The organism is Nocardioides sp. CFH 31398, assembly GCF_022436705.1.
In the GTDB taxonomy this organism is placed as follows: Bacteria; Actinomycetota; Actinomycetes; order Propionibacteriales; family Nocardioidaceae; genus Nocardioides.
This window is the reverse complement of record NZ_JAKUHT010000012.1, coordinates 140857-159829: the sequence shown is the minus strand read 5'-3', so window position 1 is coordinate 159829 and position 18973 is coordinate 140857. Positions and strand designations below refer to the sequence as shown.

The 18973-nt window shown below is 73.3% G+C and carries 16 protein-coding genes and 1 tRNA gene; 9 read left to right on the top strand and 8 right to left on the bottom strand.

Translation table 11 applies throughout. The annotated features are described in order from the left end of the window. Positions 1-54 precede the first annotated feature (54 nt). Positions 55-1260 (bottom strand): N-acetylmuramoyl-L-alanine amidase, encoded by a 1206-nt coding sequence (locus tag MJ876_RS21750; protein WP_275694849.1) that lies wholly within the window; start codon positions 1258-1260, stop codon positions 55-57. Between the two features lie 234 nt (positions 1261-1494). Beyond that, positions 1495-2097: a DsbA family protein gene (locus MJ876_RS11825; protein ID WP_240236488.1), complete on the bottom strand. Its 603-nt coding sequence runs from the start codon at positions 2095-2097 to the stop codon at positions 1495-1497. A 59-nt stretch (positions 2098-2156) separates the two neighbouring features. Here MJ876_RS11825 and pepN point away from each other — a divergent pair, with 59 nt between their 5' ends. Then, positions 2157-4709 carry an aminopeptidase N gene (gene pepN, locus MJ876_RS11820; RefSeq protein WP_240236487.1) on the top strand — a complete coding sequence of 851 codons (2553 nt, stop codon included), beginning with the start codon at positions 2157-2159 and terminating at the stop codon, positions 4707-4709. A 562-nt stretch (positions 4710-5271) separates the two neighbouring features. Here the strand turns inward: pepN and MJ876_RS11815 are convergent. Together MJ876_RS11815 and MJ876_RS11810 are read right to left on the bottom strand one after the other, a co-directional pair. After that, positions 5272-5634 carry a DUF5130 family protein gene (locus tag MJ876_RS11815; protein ID WP_240236486.1) on the bottom strand — a complete coding sequence of 121 codons (363 nt, stop codon included), beginning with the start codon at positions 5632-5634 and terminating at the stop codon, positions 5272-5274. Further along, positions 5624-5962 carry a hypothetical protein gene (locus MJ876_RS11810; protein ID WP_240236485.1) on the bottom strand — a complete coding sequence of 113 codons (339 nt, stop codon included), beginning with the start codon at positions 5960-5962 and terminating at the stop codon, positions 5624-5626. Before MJ876_RS11810 ends, MJ876_RS11815 begins: the two co-directional genes overlap by 11 nt. Before the next feature lie 88 nt (positions 5963-6050). Between MJ876_RS11810 and MJ876_RS11805 the strand changes: the two genes are divergently transcribed. After that, a complete protein-coding gene (locus MJ876_RS11805; protein ID WP_240236484.1) occupies positions 6051-7064 on the top strand; it encodes a mechanosensitive ion channel family protein in 1014 nt (337 codons plus the stop codon). Beyond that, positions 7061-7462 carry a globin gene (locus tag MJ876_RS11800; protein WP_240236483.1) on the top strand — a complete coding sequence of 134 codons (402 nt, stop codon included), beginning with the start codon at positions 7061-7063 and terminating at the stop codon, positions 7460-7462. Before MJ876_RS11805 ends, MJ876_RS11800 begins: the two co-directional genes overlap by 4 nt. A 9-nt stretch (positions 7463-7471) precedes the next feature. Here MJ876_RS11800 and MJ876_RS11795 read toward each other — a convergent pair whose 3' ends face one another. Beyond that, the gene (locus tag MJ876_RS11795; protein ID WP_240236482.1) at positions 7472-8383 is read right to left on the bottom strand and encodes a thioesterase family protein; all 912 of its coding nucleotides are present in this window, start codon (positions 8381-8383) and stop codon (positions 7472-7474) included. A gap of 74 nt (positions 8384-8457) precedes the next feature. Here MJ876_RS11795 and MJ876_RS11790 point away from each other — a divergent pair, with 74 nt between their 5' ends. The 3 genes from MJ876_RS11790 (at position 8458) to MJ876_RS11780 (ending at position 11169) form a co-directional block, all read left to right on the top strand. Then, entirely contained in the window at positions 8458-9675 is a 1218-nt protein-coding gene (locus MJ876_RS11790) for an acetyl-CoA C-acetyltransferase (RefSeq protein ID WP_240236481.1), read from the top strand. A gap of 51 nt (positions 9676-9726) precedes the next feature. Next, complete coding sequence (locus MJ876_RS11785; protein WP_240236480.1) at positions 9727-10227, top strand: MarR family winged helix-turn-helix transcriptional regulator; 501 nt, start codon at positions 9727-9729, stop codon at positions 10225-10227. Positions 10228-10479: 252 nt separating this feature from the next. Beyond that, positions 10480-11169: a DUF1097 domain-containing protein gene (locus tag MJ876_RS11780; protein ID WP_240236479.1), complete on the top strand. Its 690-nt coding sequence runs from the start codon at positions 10480-10482 to the stop codon at positions 11167-11169. 64 nt (positions 11170-11233) lie between these two features. On the opposite strand, the gene ettA is transcribed toward MJ876_RS11780, so the two are convergent. The 3 genes from ettA to MJ876_RS11765 all read right to left on the bottom strand — a co-directional run bounded on the left by ettA (position 11234) and on the right by MJ876_RS11765 (position 16535). Then, the gene (ettA, locus tag MJ876_RS11775; protein WP_240236478.1) at positions 11234-12916 is read right to left on the bottom strand and encodes an energy-dependent translational throttle protein EttA; all 1683 of its coding nucleotides are present in this window, start codon (positions 12914-12916) and stop codon (positions 11234-11236) included. Between the two features lie 48 nt (positions 12917-12964). Then, the gene (locus MJ876_RS11770; protein WP_240236477.1) at positions 12965-14629 is read right to left on the bottom strand and encodes a GTPase; all 1665 of its coding nucleotides are present in this window, start codon (positions 14627-14629) and stop codon (positions 12965-12967) included. Positions 14630-14726: 97 nt separating this feature from the next. After that, the gene (locus MJ876_RS11765; RefSeq protein ID WP_240236476.1) at positions 14727-16535 is read right to left on the bottom strand and encodes a dynamin family protein; all 1809 of its coding nucleotides are present in this window, start codon (positions 16533-16535) and stop codon (positions 14727-14729) included. An 80-nt stretch (positions 16536-16615) separates the two neighbouring features. Here MJ876_RS11765 and MJ876_RS11760 point away from each other — a divergent pair, with 80 nt between their 5' ends. From MJ876_RS11760 to MJ876_RS11750, 3 genes are all read left to right on the top strand, one after another. Continuing rightward, the gene (locus MJ876_RS11760) at positions 16616-18082 is read left to right on the top strand and encodes an aminopeptidase P family protein (protein ID WP_308192598.1); all 1467 of its coding nucleotides are present in this window, start codon (positions 16616-16618) and stop codon (positions 18080-18082) included. Between the two features lie 119 nt (positions 18083-18201). Next, positions 18202-18275 (top strand) — tRNA-Arg (locus tag MJ876_RS11755). 41 nt (positions 18276-18316) lie between these two features. Next, a complete protein-coding gene (locus MJ876_RS11750; RefSeq protein ID WP_240236475.1) occupies positions 18317-18973 on the top strand; it encodes a LysE family translocator in 657 nt (218 codons plus the stop codon).

Genomic DNA, 18973 nt, shown 5'->3' with positions numbered 1-18973 from the left:
CGCCCTCCTCACGCCGGTTCTCGCGCGGTCCACCGGCGGTCCCCCGGGCGCTCGTCAGCCCCGGTTCTGCTTCACCCCGCGCTTCCAGCGCCGCTGGGCGCGACGACGGATCTCGGGCAGCCGGTTGTAGAGCTTGATGCCCGGGCACGCCGTCTCGTTGGTGTCGCGGTGGCCGTCGATCCGCGGCAGCCAGACGACGCGGCCGGGTGCGAAGCGGTCGCTGCCCTCGGAGCGCACCTTGGAACGGCCGATCGGCGACTTGCCCGCCTTCCGCAGCTTCCAGGCGGCGAGCATGACGATCGCGGTGACGGTCCGGTCGCTCGGGCGCCCGGCCTCCATGTTGCCGATGACCGCGATGCCGACGGAGGTGTGGTTGAAGCCCAGCGTGTGCGCACCGCGCACCAGCTTGGTCGGTCCGCCCTTGCGGCCCACCCAGATGCGCCCGAAGCGGTCGACGAGGAAGTTGTAGCCGATGTCGGACCAGCCCAGCGACTGGGTGTGGTAGCGGTACATCCCGCGGATCAGGCCGGGGACGTCCTTCTTGCCGTAGTCGTTGGCGTTCACCGTGTGGTGCAGGTGCACCTGCTGGAGGCGGTTGCAGTAGCTCGGTCGGCCGGAGGTCAGCCGCTCGTCCGCGCCCCAGAGCCTGCGGCCCCGCAGCGGCGGCTTCGTGGGCCGTCCCTTCGCGTTGCGGCGGGCCGCCCGCGTGAGCGACGGCGAGTCGGGGGCGTCGTCGGCGTCGCGCATGCCCGGGTCGATGAGGACGACGCGCAGCCCGGCCGGCACGCGACCCGAGGCCCGTCGTACCTGCACGGCGTCGGCGTCGCGCGCCCAGACCAGGTCGCTGCCCTCGCGGTCGCCGTCCGCCTCGCGGTTGCCGCTGTTGGGGCCGTCGTGGAGGACGTGGACCTTCTGCCAGGGCCGCCAGTCGCCGCCACGACGCACCCGCAGCTGCAGGTCCGGGGCGGCCTCGCCCTTCCGCCACGTCAGCGCGACGAGCCCGAACCGGTCCGACGCGAGGCTCGCGACGAGGGTGCCGCCGCGGGCCATCGGGCCGGGGTCGGTCGCCACGTCGACCTCGGCGGCCCGCACCACGGAACCGGGGTCGCGCCGCAGCCGGACACGCCCGGCGGGGGGCCGGGCCTCGGCGGGCTCGGAGCGGAGGGCGGTGGCAGCGGTCGCCGCGGCCGCCGCGGCGGGCACGGCGAGCAGGGCCGTGCGCCTCCGGGTGAGGCGGATCGGCTCGGAGGGGGAAGTCATGGTGCTCCATCATGCGGGTCGCCGGTGGCCGAGCGGCGTAACCCCTGTGACGGGCGTGGCGCGTGTGACGATTGTGACCCCGCGAGGGGCTCCGTGCCCCCGGCTCACCACGCCAGGTGGGCGACCCGCAGCCTGGCGCGGTGAGCCCGCCGCGCTACCCCGGGGCTCGCCGCGCCAGCGTGGTGAGCGGCGAGCGGGCACCGCCGGCCCCGACGGAGCCGGCGGCGTCGGACCTCAGCTGAAGTCGAGGTCCCCGCTGCGGCTGCGCTTCAGCTCGTAGAACTCGGGGTAGGCGGCCATGGCCACCGCGCCGTCCCAGACCTTCCCGGCCGTCTCGCCGCGCGGGATCGACCCGAGGATGGGCCCGAAGAAGGCGGTGCCGTTGACGGAGATGGTCGGGGTGCCGACGTCGTCGCCCACCTGGTCCATGCCGTCGTGGTGCGACTTCTTGATCGCCTCGTCGTACGACGGGTCCTGGGCGGCGTCGGCGAGCTCGCGCGGCAGCCCCGCCTCCTCGAGCGCCTCCTCGGTCAGCTCGCGGGACTGCTCGCGGCCCTCGTTGTGCAGGCGGGTGCCCAGCGCCGTGTAGAGCGCGAGGACCTTGTCCTGGCCGTGCTGCTGCTCGACGGCCATGGCGACGCGGACGAGCTCCCAGGCGTTCGCGAGCATGTCACGGTACTCCTGCGGGATGTCCTTGTCCTGGTTCAGGTAGGCCAGGCTCATGATCCGCCAGGTCACCTTCACGTCGCGCACCTGCTCGACCTCGAGCATGAAGCGGGAGCTGATCCAGGCGAACGGGCAGCGGGGGTCGAACCAGAACTCAGCGGTGTCGGTCATGGCAGCGCCAACGCGACACCCGTCACGTCGATTCCCGGCCCCGGTGCCATGATCGACGCATGCCTGGCACCAACCTGACCCGCGACGAGGCCGCGACCCGGTCCTCCCTCGTGGACGTGACCGCCTACGACGTCGAGCTGGACCTCACCCGCGGCGAGGAGGTCTTCGGCAGCCGGACGACGCTGCGCTTCACCTGCACCGAGCCGGGCGCGTCGACCTTCGCCGACCTCGTCAACGCCCGTGACCTGCGGGTGACGCTGAACGGGCGCGAGCTCGACGCCGACGCGGCGTACGCCGACAACCGGATCGCGCTCGACTCCCTCGAGGCCGAGAACACCCTCGTCGTCGACTGCGCGCTGCCCTACAGCCGCACCGGCGAGGGCCTGCACCGCTTCGTGGACCCGGCGGACGACCGCGTCTACCTGTACACGCAGTTCGAGGTGCCGGACGCCCGCCGCGTGTACACGACCTTCGAGCAGCCCGACCTGAAGTCGGTGTTCACCTTCACGGTGACCGCGCCGGAGCACTGGAAGGTCGTGTCGAACGCCCCGACCCCGGAGCCGGTCCGCGACGCCGACGGCCGCCCCGTCGCGACCTGGTCGTTCCCGACCACCGAGCGCATGTCGACGTACATCACCGCGCTGGTCGCCGGGGAGTACCACGAGGTCCGCGACGTCTACGAGGGCGAGCACGGCACCGTCGACCTGGGCCACTACTGCCGGCAGTCGGTGAAGGAGCACCTGGACGACGACGAGCTGGTCGAGCTGACCAAGCAGGGCTTCGCCTTCTACGAGGAGGCGTTCCAGTTCCCCTACCCGTTCGGCAAGTACGACCAGCTGTACGTGCCGGAGTACAACATGGGCGCGATGGAGAACGCGGGCTGCGTCACCTACCGCGACGAGTACCTCCCCCGCTCCCGCCAGACCCACTCGTTCTACGAGCAGCGGGCGAACACGGTCCTGCACGAGATGGCCCACATGTGGTTCGGCGACCTCGTGACGATGAAGTGGTGGGACGACCTCTGGCTGAACGAGTCGTTCGCCGAGTGGGCCTCCCACCACGCGCTCGTCGAGGCCACCCGCTACACCGAGGCGTGGACGGGCTTCACGAACGCCCGCAAGAACTGGGCCTACCGCCAGGACCAGCTGCCCTCCACCCACCCCATCGCGGCGGACAACCACGACCTCGAGGCCGTGGAGGTCAACTTCGACGGCATCACCTACGCCAAGGGCGCCTCCACGCTCAAGCAGCTGGTGGCCTGGGTCGGCATCGAGGAGTTCCTCGTCGGGCTGCGCGCCTACTTCCAGGCCCACGCGTTCTCGAACTCCGAGTTCTCCGACCTGCTGCGGGCCCTGGAGGAGACCTCCGGCCGGGAGCTGTCGGGCTGGGCGAAGGAGTGGCTGCAGACCACGGGCGTCAACACGCTGACCCCCGAGATCGAGACCGACGACGCCGGCGTGGTCACCGCGGCGGCGGTGCTCCAGAGCGCCCACCCCGACCACCCGACGCTGCGCCGGCACCGCATCGGCGTCGGGCTGTACGACCTCACCGAGGACGGACTGCGCCGCCGCAGCGCGTTCGAGACCGACGTCCGCGACGAGCGCACCGAGCTGACCGAGCTCGTGGGCCAGCGTCGCCCCGACCTGCTGCTGCTCAACGAGGGCGACCTGACCTACGCCAAGATCCGCCTCGACGAGCGGTCGCTGGCCACGGCCATCGCCCACGTGGACAGCCTGGACGACTCGCTCGCCCGCGCCCTGCTGTGGGGCGCCGCCTGGGACATGACCCGGGACGCCGAGATGCGGGCCACCGACTTCGTCGCCCTCGTGCTGCGCGGTCTCGCGACGGAGACGGACATGACCGCCGTCGGTCGGCTGCCGATGTACCTGCGCACCGCCGTCGAGAGCTACGCGGCGCCGGAGAACCGCGACCAGGTGCGCCGGGTCGCCGAGGTCGGTCTCCACGAGCTGCTGACCACCGCCGAGGCGGGCTCGGACCGTCAGCTGGCCTTCGCCCGCGCCTTCGCCTCGGCCGCGCACAGCGACGACGCGGTCACCCTGGTGGCCGGCCTGCTGGACGGCACCGCGGAGGTCCCCGGCCTGGTCGTCGACACCGAGCTGCGCTGGGCCCTGCTCACCTCGCTGGCCCGCAACGGTCGCGCCGGCGAGGCGGAGATCGCCGAGGAGGCACGCCGCGACAACACCATCTCCGGCCAGGAGCGGGCCGCGATGGCGCGCACCGTCCGGCCCACCGCCGAGGCCAAGGCCGAGGCGTGGCGCGACGCGGTCGAGCGCGACGACGTCGCCAACGAGACCCAGCGCCAGGTCGCGATCGCCTTCGCCACCCCCGGCCAGGCCGAGCTGCTCGAGCCCTACCTCGAGAAGTACCTCGACGCGGCCGAGACCATCTGGGAGGACAAGGGCGTGCAGCGCGCGTCGACCGTGCTCGAGGCCATGTTCCCGATGCCGCTGGCATCACGGGCCACCCTCGCGCGCCTCGACGAGTGGCTGGCCGGCACCTCGGCCAACCCGGCCGCCGTGCGCTACGTCCGGGAGGGCCGCTCCGACATGGCCCGCGCCCTCGCCGCCCAGGAGCGTGACGCGGAGGGCTGAGCCACCGCCTCCGAGGTGGTCGAGCAGCACGCGAGCGCAGCGAGCGCGCGTCGTCGGGACCACGGCGACGGACCCAGGGCATGGTGCCGGTGGTCTCGACGACGCGGAGCCGCTGGCGCGGCTCTGCTGCTCGACCACCTGAACGCCTCAGGTGGTCGAGCAGTGACCGAGCAGTGACCGGGCCCTCGGCGAGGGAACGCGTCGAGACCGCCGTCCCGTTCTTGACGCTCCGACCGTCGTCTGGGCCGTGGACGGGTCGGAACGTCAGAAATCGTGAGGGTGCTCGGTGGTCTCGACGACGCGGAGCCGCTGCTGGCGCGGCTCGGCTGCTCGACCACCTGAACGCCTCAGGTGGTCGAGCAGTGACCGAGCAGTGACCGGGCCCTCGGCGAGGGAACGCGTCGAGACCGCCGTCCCGTTCTTGACGTTCCGACCGTCGTCTGGGCCGTAGACGGGTCGGAACGTCAGGAATCGTGAGGGTGCTCGGTGGCCTCGACGACGCGGAGCCGCTGGCGCGGCTCAGCTGCTCGACCACCTGACGTGGAGCGCGGAGCCCCGCGGGTCAGGACTCCGCGGCGGTGTCGGCCATCATCGCGATGCCCGAGGTGAGGCCGCCCACGAAGTCACCCTGGGCGAAGGCGGTCTCCATCTGCAGCACCGCGAAGTGGACGCGGGTGTCGGGGAGACGGCGGCGCACCTCGGCGCCGGTGACGACCTCGACGACCCGGCGGACCGGGTCGAGCATGATCAGGACGCTGTGGGACGGCGAGACGAGCGAGTTGTGCAGGCGGGTGGCGTACTCGCGGGTGTCACCCTGGCTCTCGCCGGCGAACACCGAGAACTCGAGGCGCGTGCGCTCCTCCGCCTTGCGGAGGGCGACGTCGATGGTCTGACGCTCGGCGGGGCCGAACGTCTCACCACGCACCACGTGCGCCCCCGGCCTCGGAGTCCGCGGAGTCGGGAGCGGCGAGCTCCTTGGTGCCGTGGCGCGGGCCGCCGATCCACTGGTCCTCGAGCTGGCCGGACCCGGGCGCGATGCGCTCGCCCCGGGCGAGCGGCGGCAGGTAGACCATCAGGACCACGAGGGCGAAGAGCCCGACCGGGATCCCGACGAGCATCCACAGCACCGTCAGGCCGCTGATGGCCGGCGGGTCGCTCCAGCCGGCGGGCACGGCGGCGGCAGGACCGGCGAGGGCGACGAGGAGACCGCCGACGAGGGCGGTGAGCAGCGAGGCTCGGCGAAGCGCGTCCACACGGAGGAGGGTAACGGTCCCGTGCGGGCCGGGGGCCGGGGACTCCCGCGTTTCGACGGCCTCACCACGCGGCCCCGATACTGGCCTGATGCTTGCGATCGACACCTTCGCGGCCTGCGAGCCGGACCAGGCCTGGTCCTGCCGCATCACCCGCGAGCTCACGGGCAACGACACCGCGGCCACGCTGGCCGAGCTGCTGCTGGGCAAGCCCGCGGCCGTGCTGGGGATCATCCTCCTGGGAGTGCTGGGCCGGTGGGTCATCCACCGGCTCATCGACCGGGTGATCCGGCGCGCGGAGCACAGCATGGGCGGCAAGAAGCCGAGCCTGGGCATCCCGGCGGCGGAGGACCACGTCGCGGCCGCCCCGGTCAGCCACCGCCGCAAGCAGCGCACCCGCACGCTCGGCTCCCTGCTCAAGAGCGTGGCCACCGGCGTGATCATCGCCATCGTCGCGATCATGGCGCTCTCGGAGATCGGCGTGAACGTCGCGCCGCTCATCGCCAGCGCCGGCATCGTCGGCGTCGCCCTCGGCTTCGGCGCCCAGAGCCTCGTGTCCGACGTCATCAGCGGCGTGTTCATGCTCGTCGAGGACCAGTACGGCGTGGGCGACGAGGTCGACCTGGGCGAGGCGATCGGCACCGTCGAGGCGGTCAGCCTGCGCGTGACCCGGGTCCGCGACATCCACGGCGTCGTCTGGTACGTCCGCAACGGCGAGATCGTCCGCGTCGGCAACCAGAGCCAGAACTGGTCCAAGTCCGTGCTCGACATCAGCGTCGGGTACGGCGAGGACCTCGACCGCGTCACCCGCATCCTCGAGGAGGCCGCCCACGACATGTGGGAGGACGAGGACTACCGGGGCCAGATCCTCGAGGAGCCCACCGTGCTCGGCATCCAGGACCTCGCCGTCGACGGCGTCATGGTCCGCCTGTCCATCAAGACCGCGCCGGGCGAGCAGTGGGCCGTCTCGCGCGAGATGCGCCGCCGGATCAAGAACCGCTTCGACCGCGAGGGCATCGAGATCCCGCTCCCCCAGCGCGTCGTGTGGTCCCGCGACCCCCGGTCCTCGGCGGACGTCGACGCCGCCGCGGGGGCCGGCGCGTGACGACGAGGGGGGACGACGCGCCCGAGCGCACCTTCTACGACGAGATCGGCGGGTACGACGTCCTCGCCGGCATCGTGGCGCGGTTCTACGAGGGCGTGGCGACCGACCCGGTGCTGCGGCCGATGTACCCCGAGGAGGACCTCGCCCCCGCGCAGGAGCGGTTCACCCTTTTCCTGGTGCAGTACTGGGGCGGGCCGAAGACCTACTCCGAGACCCGCGGCCACCCGCGCCTGCGGATGCGTCACGCCCCGTTCCGGGTGACGCCGGAGGCCCGCGACGCCTGGCTGCGCAACTTCCGGTCGGCCATGGACGGCGCCGACCTCACCGAGGCGCAGGACGAGCGGCTGTGGAACTACGTCACCTACGCCGCCGACTTCATGGTCAACACCCTCGAGTAGCAGCGGGGCTCAGGGCGTCAGACGGCCCCGGAGGACGTCGAGGTACGGCGCCGCCGGGGCCGCGGCGCGCTGCGTGGCGGGGTCGAACCCGACCACGACCACCCGGGCCCGGGCCAGCGCGGAGGGCTCCGCGCCGTCCGGCACCGGCTCGAGCGGGTCGACGAGGTCCGAGACCAGCACGAACGACGTCCGGCGGACCTCCTCGACACGGGTGCGGATCACGTACGGGTCCCCGCGGAACAGCACGGGTCGCAGGTAGTCGACGTCGGTGCGGGCGACGACCACCGACATCGGCGGCGTGCCCTCCGGCACCCCGGCCATCAGCTCGCCGAACGTCTTGATCCGCGCCTCCTGGAACAGCTCCACGTAGGCGACGTTGTTGACGTGGCCGAAGACGTCGACGTCGGAGAAGCGGACCGCGATCGGGACCTCCGTCCACCGCGACCGCCCCGGCTCCGGTCGCGCGCGTCGCACGGGCTCCCCCGGCTCCAGGAAGGCGGACAGGCCCTCCCGCTCGGCGTCGGTCAGGCGACGGGGGCGGTCGGCGTCGAAGTCGTACGGCGCGAGCAGCGTCCGGGCCCGCAGGACGACGTCCCGCTCGGTGTCGTCGGACGACGAGCGGCCCGCCGTCACCTCGTAGTCCAGCGTGAACGCCCCGGCGCGGACCTCGCTGGTCCACATCTCGACCCGGACGTGGCGGCGCAGCCGCAGCGGGGCCACGTAGGAGACCTCGAGCCGGACGACGACCGACCCGCTCGTCAGCGGCGCCGGACCGTCGGGCGTCGCGTCGTGGCTGCCCCCTCGGCGCCGCAGCATGTCGATCCGCGCCTCCTGGAGGACGTCGACGTGGGCGACGTTGTTGACGTGACCCAGCAGGTCCAGGTCGGCCCACCGCATCGGGCACTCGTAGACGTGACGCACGGGGTGGATCCTGGCAGAGAGGGCGGGTCATTACTGTGGGGTAACCCGCACCTGGACGACCCGGAAGGACCCCCATGCCCGAGGCAGTCATCGTCTCCACCGCCCGCTCCCCGATCGGTCGGGCCAACAAGGGGTCGCTGAAGGACCTGCGCCCCGACGACCTCGCGGCCTCGATGGTCGCCGCGGCGCTGGACAAGGTGCCGGCGCTGGACCGCGCCGACGTCGACGACCTCTACCTCGGCTGCGGACTGCCCGGCGGCGAGTCCGGCTTCAACATGGCGCGCGTCGTCAACGTCATCAACGGCATGGACACCGTGCCCGGCGCGACGGTGACCCGCTACTGCTCGTCGTCCGTGCAGACCACCCGGATGGCGTTCCACGCCATCAAGGCCGGCGAGGGCGACGTGTTCGTCTCGGCGGGCGTCGAGACCGTGTCGCGGTTCGCGAAGGGCACCTCGGACCACATCCCCGACACCCAGAACCCGCTGTTCGCCGACGCCCGCGCCCGCACCAAGGCGACAGCCGAGAACGGCGAGGGCTGGCACGACCCCCGCGAGGACGGCATCCTCCCCGACGCCTACATCGCGATGGGCTACACCGCGGAGAACGTCGCGAAGCTGCGCGGGCTCGACCGCACCGAGCTCGACGAGTTCGGCGTCCGGTCGCAGAACCTGGCCGAGAAGGCGATCGCCGACGGCTTCTGGGCCCGCGAGATCACCCCCGTCACCCTGCCCGACGGCACGGTCGTCGACACCGACGACGGCCCCCGGGCCGGCGTCACCTACGAGCAGGTCTCGCAGCTGCAGCCGGTGTTCCGCCCCGACGGCGTGGTGACCGCCGGCAACTGCTGCCCGCTCAACGACGGCGCGGCCGCGGTCGTGATCATGTCCGACACCCGCGCCGCCGAGCTGGGCCTGACCCCGCTGGCCCGCATCGTGTCGACCGGCGTCTCCGGGCTGTCCCCCGAGATCATGGGCCTGGGCCCCGTCGAGGCCAGCACGCAGGCCCTCGCCCGCGCCGGGATGAGCATCGGCGACATCGACCTCGTCGAGATCAACGAGGCCTTCGCCGCGCAGGTCGTCCCGTCGTACCAGGACCTGGGCATCGACCTGGACCGCCTCAACGTCAACGGCGGCGCGATCGCCGTCGGCCACCCCTTCGGCATGACGGGCGCCCGCCTGACCGCGACGATGCTGAACTCGCTGGACTGGCACGACAAGTCCACGGGCCTCGTCACCATGTGCGTCGGCGGCGGGCAGGGCATGGCGCTCGTCCTGGAGCGGATGGCCTGAGCACGGGTCGGCCCCCTGACCTGCGCCACGGCGAGGCATTAGCCTTGGGCGGTGGAGGTCGGGGGTCAGAGCGCCACGGAGCCCGCGTGGCTCGACGCGGGGCAGCAGCGCTCGTGGCGCGCCCTCGTGCTGGGCATGACGCTCCTCACCCATCGCCTGGACGACGAGCTGCGGCGGGGCTTCGGCCTGTCGCTGACGGAGTACGAGATCCTCGTCCGGCTCTCCGAGTCCCCGAACCGCGAGATGCGGATGGCGGCGCTGGCCGACTCGCTGTGCCTCAGCCGTAGCCGGATCACCCACACCGTGGCCCGCATGGAGGCCGCGGGGCTCGTCGAGCGGCGCGCCAGCCAGCTCGACGGCCGCGGCGTCGTCGCCGTCATGACGGACGGCGGGGCGGCGAAGCTGCGCGCGGCCTCCCCCTCCCACGTCGCGGCCGTGCGCGAGCACCTCGTCGACCTGGTCGAGCCCTCCGACTTCGACGCGATGGGCCGGGTCATGAACGCCGTCTCCGACGACCTGGTCCGGCAGAACCCGGACGCCGAGATCCGCTGACGTCCGCTTCTCGCCGCCGGCGGCGGGCCCTCGCCGTGTCAGATTGAGACGCGGACGGCGGGTGCAGGAGGGCCGGGACGACTTACCGTCGTCGCGTTCGTGACCACCGTCACAGCCCTGAGCGGTACCCGACCCGGGTCACCCCATGCGGGACGCGCTCCCGCCCCCCTCCGCCCCTCCCGACGCCCGGACCGCCCCGGAGACGCCCCTCGTCGACCGGGTCACCGGTGCGCGTCAGAAACGAGTCCCGTCATGCTCACCCGTCTCAAGTCCTCCGTCCCCCTCGCCCTCGTCATCGGCGTCCTCGCCTTCGCGTGGTGCGAGATCGCCCTCAACTTCACCTTCCACTGGGTCACCGACGGCGACCTCGGCAACGGCCTCGCGCTGCCGAGCAACTTCCACCTCGTGGTCCCCGCCGCCTTCATCTCGTGGGGCTTCATCTTCGCCGCGGGCGCCGACACCGCCGCGGTCGTGAAGGTGACCGTGGCCAGCGTGGTGGGCGGGGTGGCCGGCCTGGCCGCCATGCTCACCTCGTCGGCGATCGCCCCGCTGCCCGACTTCTGGGGCATCGCGCTCGCGGTCGCCGTCTTCGCCATCATCCTGGTCCTCATGAGCGCGCTCGGGGACTGGCACTACGTGCCCGCCACCTTCGGCGCGTTCGCCTCGGTGTTCTTCTGGTGGACCGCGACGGGGCTGGACACGTGGGCGCCCGACGGCGGCGGCGTCGGCAACAGCGTGCAGGCGCTGGCCGACCCGCTCACCGCGGGGGCGGGCGCCTTCGGCGGTGTCATCTCGACCCCGTTGGAGATGGTCTTCGTCAACGTCACCGTCAGCCTGCTCTGCGGCTGCCTGCTCGGCCTCGCCTCCCTGAGGCTCACCGCGCTGGTCAGCCCCGCCGCCCCGGCCGAGGAGCCCGCCTCCCGGGAGGCCGCGCAGGCCTGAGCGCGCGCGACCCCGGCCTGCTGCAGGGCAGGCCGGGGTCGCGACGCGCGGGCGCGCGGAGGCGTCAGTCGCGCGTGAGGCGGCGGTGCGTCACGCGGTGCGGACGGGCGGCCTCGGCGCCGAGGCGCTGGACCTTGTTCTCCTCGTACGCCGCGAAGTTGCCCTCGAACCAGAACCACTTCGCCGGGTTCTCTGAGTCGCCCTCCCACGCCAGGATGTGGGTGGCCACGCGGTCGAGGAACCACCGGTCGTGGGAGGTCACCACGGCGCAGCCGGGGAAGTCGAGCAGCGCGTCCTCCAGCGAGGACAGCGTCTCCACGTCGAGGTCGTTGGTGGGCTCGTCGAGCAGCAGCAGGTTGCCGCCCATCTTCAGGGTCAGCGCGAGGTTGAGCCGGTTGCGCTCGCCGCCGGACAGGACGCCGGCCTTCTTCTGCTGGTCGGGGCCCTTGAACCCGAACGACGCGACGTACGCGCGGGAGTTCATCTCGAAGTTCGCGACCTTGATGAAGTCGAGCCCGTCGGACACGACCTCCCAGACGTTCTTCTCCGGGTCGAGGCCGCCGCGGCTCTGGTCGACGTACGAGATCTTCACGGTCTGGCCCACGTTCAGGACGCCGTCGTCGGGCTCCTCGCCGCCGGTGATCATCCGGAAGAGCGTGGTCTTGCCGACGCCGTTGGGGCCGATGACGCCGACGATGCCGGCGCGCGGCAGCGTGAACGACAGGTCGTCGATGAGGATCCTGCCCTCGAAGCCCTTGGTCAGGTCGCGGGAGTCGAGGACGACGTCACCGAGGCGCGGACCGGCGGGGATGTTGATCTCCGAGGTGTCGATCTTGCGCGCGCGGTCGGCCTCGGCCGCCATCTCCTCGTAGCGCGCGAGGCGCGAGCGGCTCTTGGTCTGGCGGGCCTTGGCGTTGGAGCGGACCCACTCCAGCTCCTTCTCGAGCATCTTGGCGCGCTTCGCGTCCTTGGCGCCCTCGATCTTCAGGCGCTCCTTCTTCGTCTCCAGGTACGTCGAGTAGTTGCCCTCGTAGCCGTGGATGCGGCCGCGGTCGACCTCGGCGATCCACTCGGCGACGTTGTCGAGGAAGTACCGGTCGTGGGTGACGGCGAGGACGGCGCCCGGGTAGCTCTTGAGGTGGCCCTCGAGCCACTGCACGGACTCGGCGTCCAGGTGGTTGGTGGGCTCGTCGAGCAGCAGCAGGTCGGGCTGCTGGAGCAGCAGCTTGCACAGGGCGACGCGGCGCCGCTCACCACCGGAGAGGTTGTCGACGATCGCGTCCGGCGGCGGGCAGCGCAGGGCGTCCATCGCCTGGTCGAGCCGGGAGTCGATGTCCCAGGCGTTGGCGTTGTCGAGGTCGGTCTGCAGGTCGCCCATCTCGGCCATCAGGGCGTCGAAGTCGGCGTCCGGGTCGGCCATCGCCTCGGAGATCTCGTTGTAGCGCGCCATCTTGGTGGTGATGTCGCCGACGGCCTCCTGGACGTTCTCCAGGACCGTCCTGCCCTCCGTCAGGGGCGGCTCCTGCTGGAGCATCCCGACGGTGGCCTCGGGGTCGAGGAACGCATCGCCGTTGTTGGGCTGGTCCAGGCCGGCCATGATCTTGAGGAGCGAGGACTTGCCGGCGCCGTTCGGCCCCACGACGCCGATCTTGGCGCCGTGGAGGAACGAGAGGGTGACGTCGTCCAGCACGACCTTGTCGCCGTGGGACTTGCGCACCTTGCGCAGGGTGAACACGTAGTCGGCCATGGCCTCAACCCTAGTGGCGCGCGCCCGGGCCGCCCCGGTCGGTGCCCGTCAGCCGCGGGCGCGGTCGATGGCGGCCGAGAGGCGCGCGTGGGCGGCCAGCTCGGAGCGCAGCGGGGTCGCGACGAGCTCGTCGGCGGCGTCGTGGACCGCCGTGCGGAGCATCCGTCCGGCGACGTCGGCCCGGAACCGTGCCGTCCGCCCGACCGACGACCAGGCCACCACCATGAGCACCAGCCCGGCGAGGAGCCCGCCGACGAGCACGACGAGGCCGAGCTCGACCGGTCCGACGGCGAGCCCGCGCACGACGCCGGCCTCGGCGAGGCCCCACCACACGCCTCCGGCGAGGGCGGCGAGGAGCAGCAGCCACTGCAGCGCCTGCACGAGGCGGACCCACGCGGGCAGCCGGGCGACGCCGAGGTCGGAGGCGGCGAGCGAGCCGTCGATGCGGTCGGCGAGGTCGCCGGAGCGCTCGGTGGTGACGCGGCGGAGGGCGTCGGCCCAGGCCGGCGGCAGCCCGGCGGAGTGCTCGTCGGCGAGGTCGCGGGTCGCCGCCTCGACGCGGGGACGCTCGACCGGCGCCACCGTCGGCAGGTGGGAGCGGCCCCCGAGCTGCTGCCCGGCGGCCTCGTCGCCGAGCTGGAGCCCGCTGGCCGCGACGTGGTCGGTGCGGCGCAGCCCCGGGAGCCACGCCAGCAGGGGCCACACCGTGGCGCGGCGGGCGCGGCGGCGGACCGAGCCCTCGACGGCCCGGGTCACGACGGGGAGGCCGGCCGCCTCACCGAGGGCGTCCTCGAACGCGGAGAGCCGCTCCTCGGACAGCGTGCGCTGCGGCGTCCCGGCGGCGGCACCGGCGGCGGAGGCCAGCCGCTCGGCGGCGGCGCGCACGTCGACGTCGACCCGGCCGCGGGCCAGCGCCTTGTCGGCGACCCGACGGGAGATCTGGGCGCGGAGCTCGTCGACGCCCCAGCCCTCCCGGGCGGACAGCCCGACGAGGGGCACCTCGGCGAGGCCGTCGGCGACCAGGAGCCGACGGACGTCCTCGAGCATCGAGTCGCGCCGGGCCTCGGGGACGGCGTCCAGGTGGTTCAGGACGACGACGATCGAGTCGGCGTGCGCCGCCAGCGGCCGCAGGTAGCGGTCGTGCACGGCGGCGTCGGCGTACTTCTGGGGGTCGAGCACCCACACCATCAGGTCGGCCTTCTCCACGAGGCGGTCGACCTCGAGGTGGTGGGACACCTCGGTGGAGTCGTGGTCGGGCAGGTCGAGCAGGACGACGCCGTCCATGTCCGCGGCGTCCTCGCGGCTGGGGTCGAGCATCGAGCCGCGGCTGGTCTGGTGCCGCGGCGGGATGCCGAGCCAGTCGAGGACCTCCGAGGCGTCGCGCGAGCCCCACACGCAGGCGGCCGCCCACGAGGTGGTGGGACGACGGACGCCGGTGGCGGCCAGCTCGAGCCCGGTGAGGGCGTTGAACGTGGAGGACTTGCCGGAGCCGGTGGCGCCGGCGATCGCGACCACGGTGTGGTCGGGCGAGAGCCGCATCCGGCCCGCGGCGCGGTCCGCGGTGGCGTCCGCCTGCTCGACGGCGTCGGCGTCGACGCGGTCGCGCGCCAGGTCGACGGCGGCGACGAGCGCCTCGACACGGTCGCCGGTGCCCGAGCCGCGGGGCGGCTCCTCACCGGGCCGCGGTCGGGCCCCCTCGAGCAGGGACGTCATGTGGCTTCCTCGCAGGCACTCGTCGGTCGTGGCTGCCGGACGGGCCGGTGCCAGGCGTCCGGGAGGCGTCGGCACGGTTGCCGACCCTGGGCACAGCCTAGGGTGTGCCTGCGTCGTCGACGGCAGGACGGGAAGAACGGAAGCGCACGTCGTCCACCCGGCGTGCCGCCTCGCGGACCCGCTCGGGCAGCCCCGGGTCGAGCCGGAGGGCGTCCAGGACCTCGAGGTGGCGGGCTCCCTCGGCGGCCAGCAACGAGGCCACGCGACGGTCGAGGTCGGAGCGGGCGCGTGACGCCAGGGACCGGACGGCCTGCTCGCCGAACACCGCGGCGAGCAGCCGCTCCCCGAGGCGGGCGCTGCTGCCGGCCTCCCCCGGGGCCACGCTGAGGGTGCCCTGCGACTGGCTGAGGACGACGATCATCAGCGCCGCCGTCAGTCCGTCGGCCCCGAGCTCCAGGTAGCGGGCGGTGGCGCGGGTGTCGGAGACCTCCGCCTTGATCATGCGGCCCAGGCCGTCGCGCCACTCGGCGGCGAGCCGGCCGGCGCGGGAGCGGACGTCGGGCGTGGCCCGGCCCAGGTCGGCCGGGGTCGACTCCACGAGGCGCGTGCCCGCGCCGTGGCCGCGCCACGCGGCGACCGCCTGCTGCGCGGCCCTCTCCGCGTGCTCGACCAGGACGGCGACCAGCCCGACCTCGATGGCGGTGGTGACGCGCTCGGCGGACTGGGGCCGTCCACGGACCGCGTTCACGACCCGCTCGCGCAGGCGCCCGACGCGGTCCTCGAAGGAGCGGATCAGGTCCCCGGTGCCCACCAGCTCCTGCCACTGCGCGAGCACCTCGCCCCGCAGCATGGTGCCGTCGGCGGTGGCCTCCCGGGCGGCGACGACGCCCGCGGCGTACGCCGCCTGCGCCTCCTCGCGCAGCTCGGTCGCGGCGGCCAGCTGCCGCTCGTAGGCACCGGCCAGGGCGTGGGAGCGGGCGCCGAGCGTGCGGATGGCGCCGCCGACGGTGCGGGCGGCGACGGCGGCGCGGGCGTCGGTGTCGTCGGCGAGGGCCTGCATCCAGTCCCGGATGCCCCGCACGGCGCGCTCGGGCAGCAGACCCTGCTCGTCGAGCTGCGACTCGGGGACGGTGAACAGCGGGCAGTCCTTGAGGCCGCGGCTCGCGAGCATCCGCGCGAGGTGGGTCGCGACGGTGCCGGCGTCCTCCGCGGAGGTCCGGTCGAGCACGATCGCGACGGACGTCGCCCGCTCGGCCGCCCGGCGCAGGAGCTCCCACGGCACCTGGTCGGAGTAGCGGGCCGCGGAGGTGACGAAGACCCACAGGTCGCCGGCGGCCAGCAGCTCCGCGGCGAGGTTGCGGTTGGCGGCCTCGACCGAGTCGACGTCCGGCGCGTCGAGGACGGCGATCCCGGCGGGGACCGCGTCGCTGACGACGAGCTGGATGGCCTCCGGGTCGTTCGTGGGCCGGTCGACGCGGGTGAGCTCGGGCAGCAGGCGGTCCTGGTCGAACCACCCGGAGTCGTCGGGGTGGTGGACCAGCACGGGCGAGCGTGTCGTCGGGCGCAGGACGCCCGACTGCGTCACCGGGGCGCCCACGAGCGAGCTCACGAGGGTGGACTTGCCGGCGCCGGTGGAGCCGCCGACGACGGCGAGCAGCGGGCCCTCCATCGTGGTGACCCGCGGGATGAGGTAGTCCTCGAGCTGGGACACCAGCTCGACGCGGTCGTCGCGGGCGGCCGGGGCGTCGTCCACCTCGAGCGGGAGGGCGAGGTCGCCGACGACGCCGTGCAGACGCACCAGGGCGGTGAGCATGCGGGTCCCGCCCACGCGGCTGCCCGCGTCGGACCCCGCGGCGCCGGTGCCCGAGGGGGCCGACGGCGGCTCGGCTCCACCTGGGCTCACCATGGGCGCAGCGTAACGGAGGCCACTCCTGTCACACCTCACGCCGGGCAGGACGGGCGCGGTGCGGCGTAGTGTGGGTGGGCGTGAGCGACGCCCAGCAGAGCACCGAGGACAGCCAGCGCACGGACGCGGGCGCGGAGACCGACCAGGTCGGCGAGGAGCTGCGCACCGAGTCCCACGACCCGGCCGTGCCCGAGGCGTACGCCGCCTTCATGCGCACCGGCTGGGGCACCCGGGAGACCGAGCTGCCCCCGCACCCGGTGGCGGACTGGGCCGCGCGGCGCCGTACGGCGCTGGCGGAGGCGTTCCCCGGGGAGCGGCTCGTCGTCCCCGCGGGCACCTTCAAGGTCCGCAGCAACGACACCGACTACCGGTTCCGCCCCGACACCGCCCACACGTGGCTGTCGGGCAACCAGACCTCGGACGCCGCCCTCGTCGTCGAGGACGGCGAGGCCGTGCTCTACGCCCGCCCCGGCTCCGACCGCGAGACCGACGAGTTTTTCCGCGACCGCCAGTACGGCGACCTGTGGGCCGGCCGCCGCCCGTCGCTGAAGGAGATGTCGGACTCGCTGGGTCTCGAGGTCCGCCACGTCAACGACCTCGAGGGTGCCCTGGCGACGTCCGCGAAGACCCGCGTGCACCGCGGGGTCGACGCCCGCGTCGACGCGACCCTCGCCGGCGACGAGGGCCGCGACGGCGAGCTCGCCCGCGTGCTGTCGGAGATGCGGCTGGTCAAGGACGAGTGGGAGGTCGGCGAGCTGCGGGAGGCCTGCGACATCACCACGCTCGGCTTCGAGGACTCCGTCCGCGAGTGGGACCGGGTGCTCGAGCACGGCGAGCGGTGGATCGAGGGCACCTTCTTCCGCCGGGCCCGGGCGATGGGCAACGACCTGGGGTACGACGCGATCGTCGGCAACGGCGCCCACGCCACCACGCTGCACTGGATCGAGAACTCCGGCGCCGTCGTCCCGGGCGAGCTGATCCTGCTCGACATGGGCGTCGAGGGCCACAACCTGTACACCGCCGACGTCACCCGCACCCTCCCGGTCAGCGGGACCTGGACGACGGTGCAGCGCGACCTCTACTCCCTGGTCCTCGCCGCCCAGACCGCCGGGATCGAGGCCGTCCGGCCCGGTGCGGCGTTCCTCGCCGCCCACCACGCGGCCATGGAGGTCCTCGCCCACGGCCTGGAGGACCTCGGCCTGCTCCCCGTGTCCGCCGAGGAGGCCTTGGACCCCGCGAGCAAGGTCTACGCCCGCTGGACCCTGCACGGCACGAGCCACATGCTCGGCATGGACGTCCACGACTGCGCGAACGCGTCGCTCGACGTCTATCCGCGTGGCGACCTCGCCGAGGGCATGTGCCTCACGGTCGAGCCGGGGCTGTACTTCCAGCCCGACGACCTGCTCGTCCCCGAGGAGCTGCGCGGCATCGGCATCCGGATCGAGGACGACATCCTCGTCACCGCCGACGGCAGCGAGAACCTCTCCGCCGCCCTCCCCCGCGACCCCGACGAGATCGTCGAGTGGATGGCCTCCCACCGGGGGTGAGTCGCCGGCTTGGGTGGCGGGCCACACTCTGGGCGGTCTCCCGGGGTGAGCGGGGACGTCGGCACCGCCCACCCCGTGGATCCGGCCGACCCGCCGACGCCCGCCATACTGGGCGCACTGCCTCCGTAGCTCAGCTGGATAGAGCAGCGGCCTTCTAATCCGCCGGTCACAGGTTCGAGTCCTGTCGGGGGCGCCGTGGTTGCCGGGCTGGCGGGGGTGCACGACGATCCCGTCATGACCGGCACCCTCGTCGCCTTCCTCGTCGCCTCCGTCGCGGTCATCCTGCTGCCCGGGCCGGACATGATGCTGCTGCTCAAGAACGCGGCCACCGGCGGACGAGCGGTTGCCGCGGCCACGGTCGCGGGCATCATGACCGGCAACGCCGTGCTGTGCGCCGCCGCCGCCCTCGGCCTGACCGCCGTGCTGCTCGCCTCGGGAACGGTCTTCGAGGTCCTGCGGATCGTCGGCGGCCTCTACCTGATGTACCTCGGCTCCCGTGCCCTCCTCGCGTGGGCCCGGCTCCGGGGCGGCACGGCCGGACCAGGTGCCAGCGAGGCGTCGTGGCCCGGGCATGCCAGCCGGAACCTGGCGCGGCGCGCCGCGTTTCGCCAGGGCCTGCTGTGCAACGTCCTGAACCCAAAGGCGGCCGCCTTCTACCTCGCCCTGTTCCCGCAGTTCGAGGTGACGGCGCTGCCGCCGACGACGTCGCACCTCGTGCTGGCCGCTGCGTTCTGGCTGTTGTGCCTGTGCTGGTACGTCGGGGTCCTCACCGTCCTGGGCCGACTGGGTCGGGTCCTGTCCTCCCCGGTCGTCGCGCGGCGGGCCGAGGCCACGACGGGCGGCGTCCTGCTCGGGCTCGGTGGCCTGGTGGTCCTGCGTCCGGCACCCTGA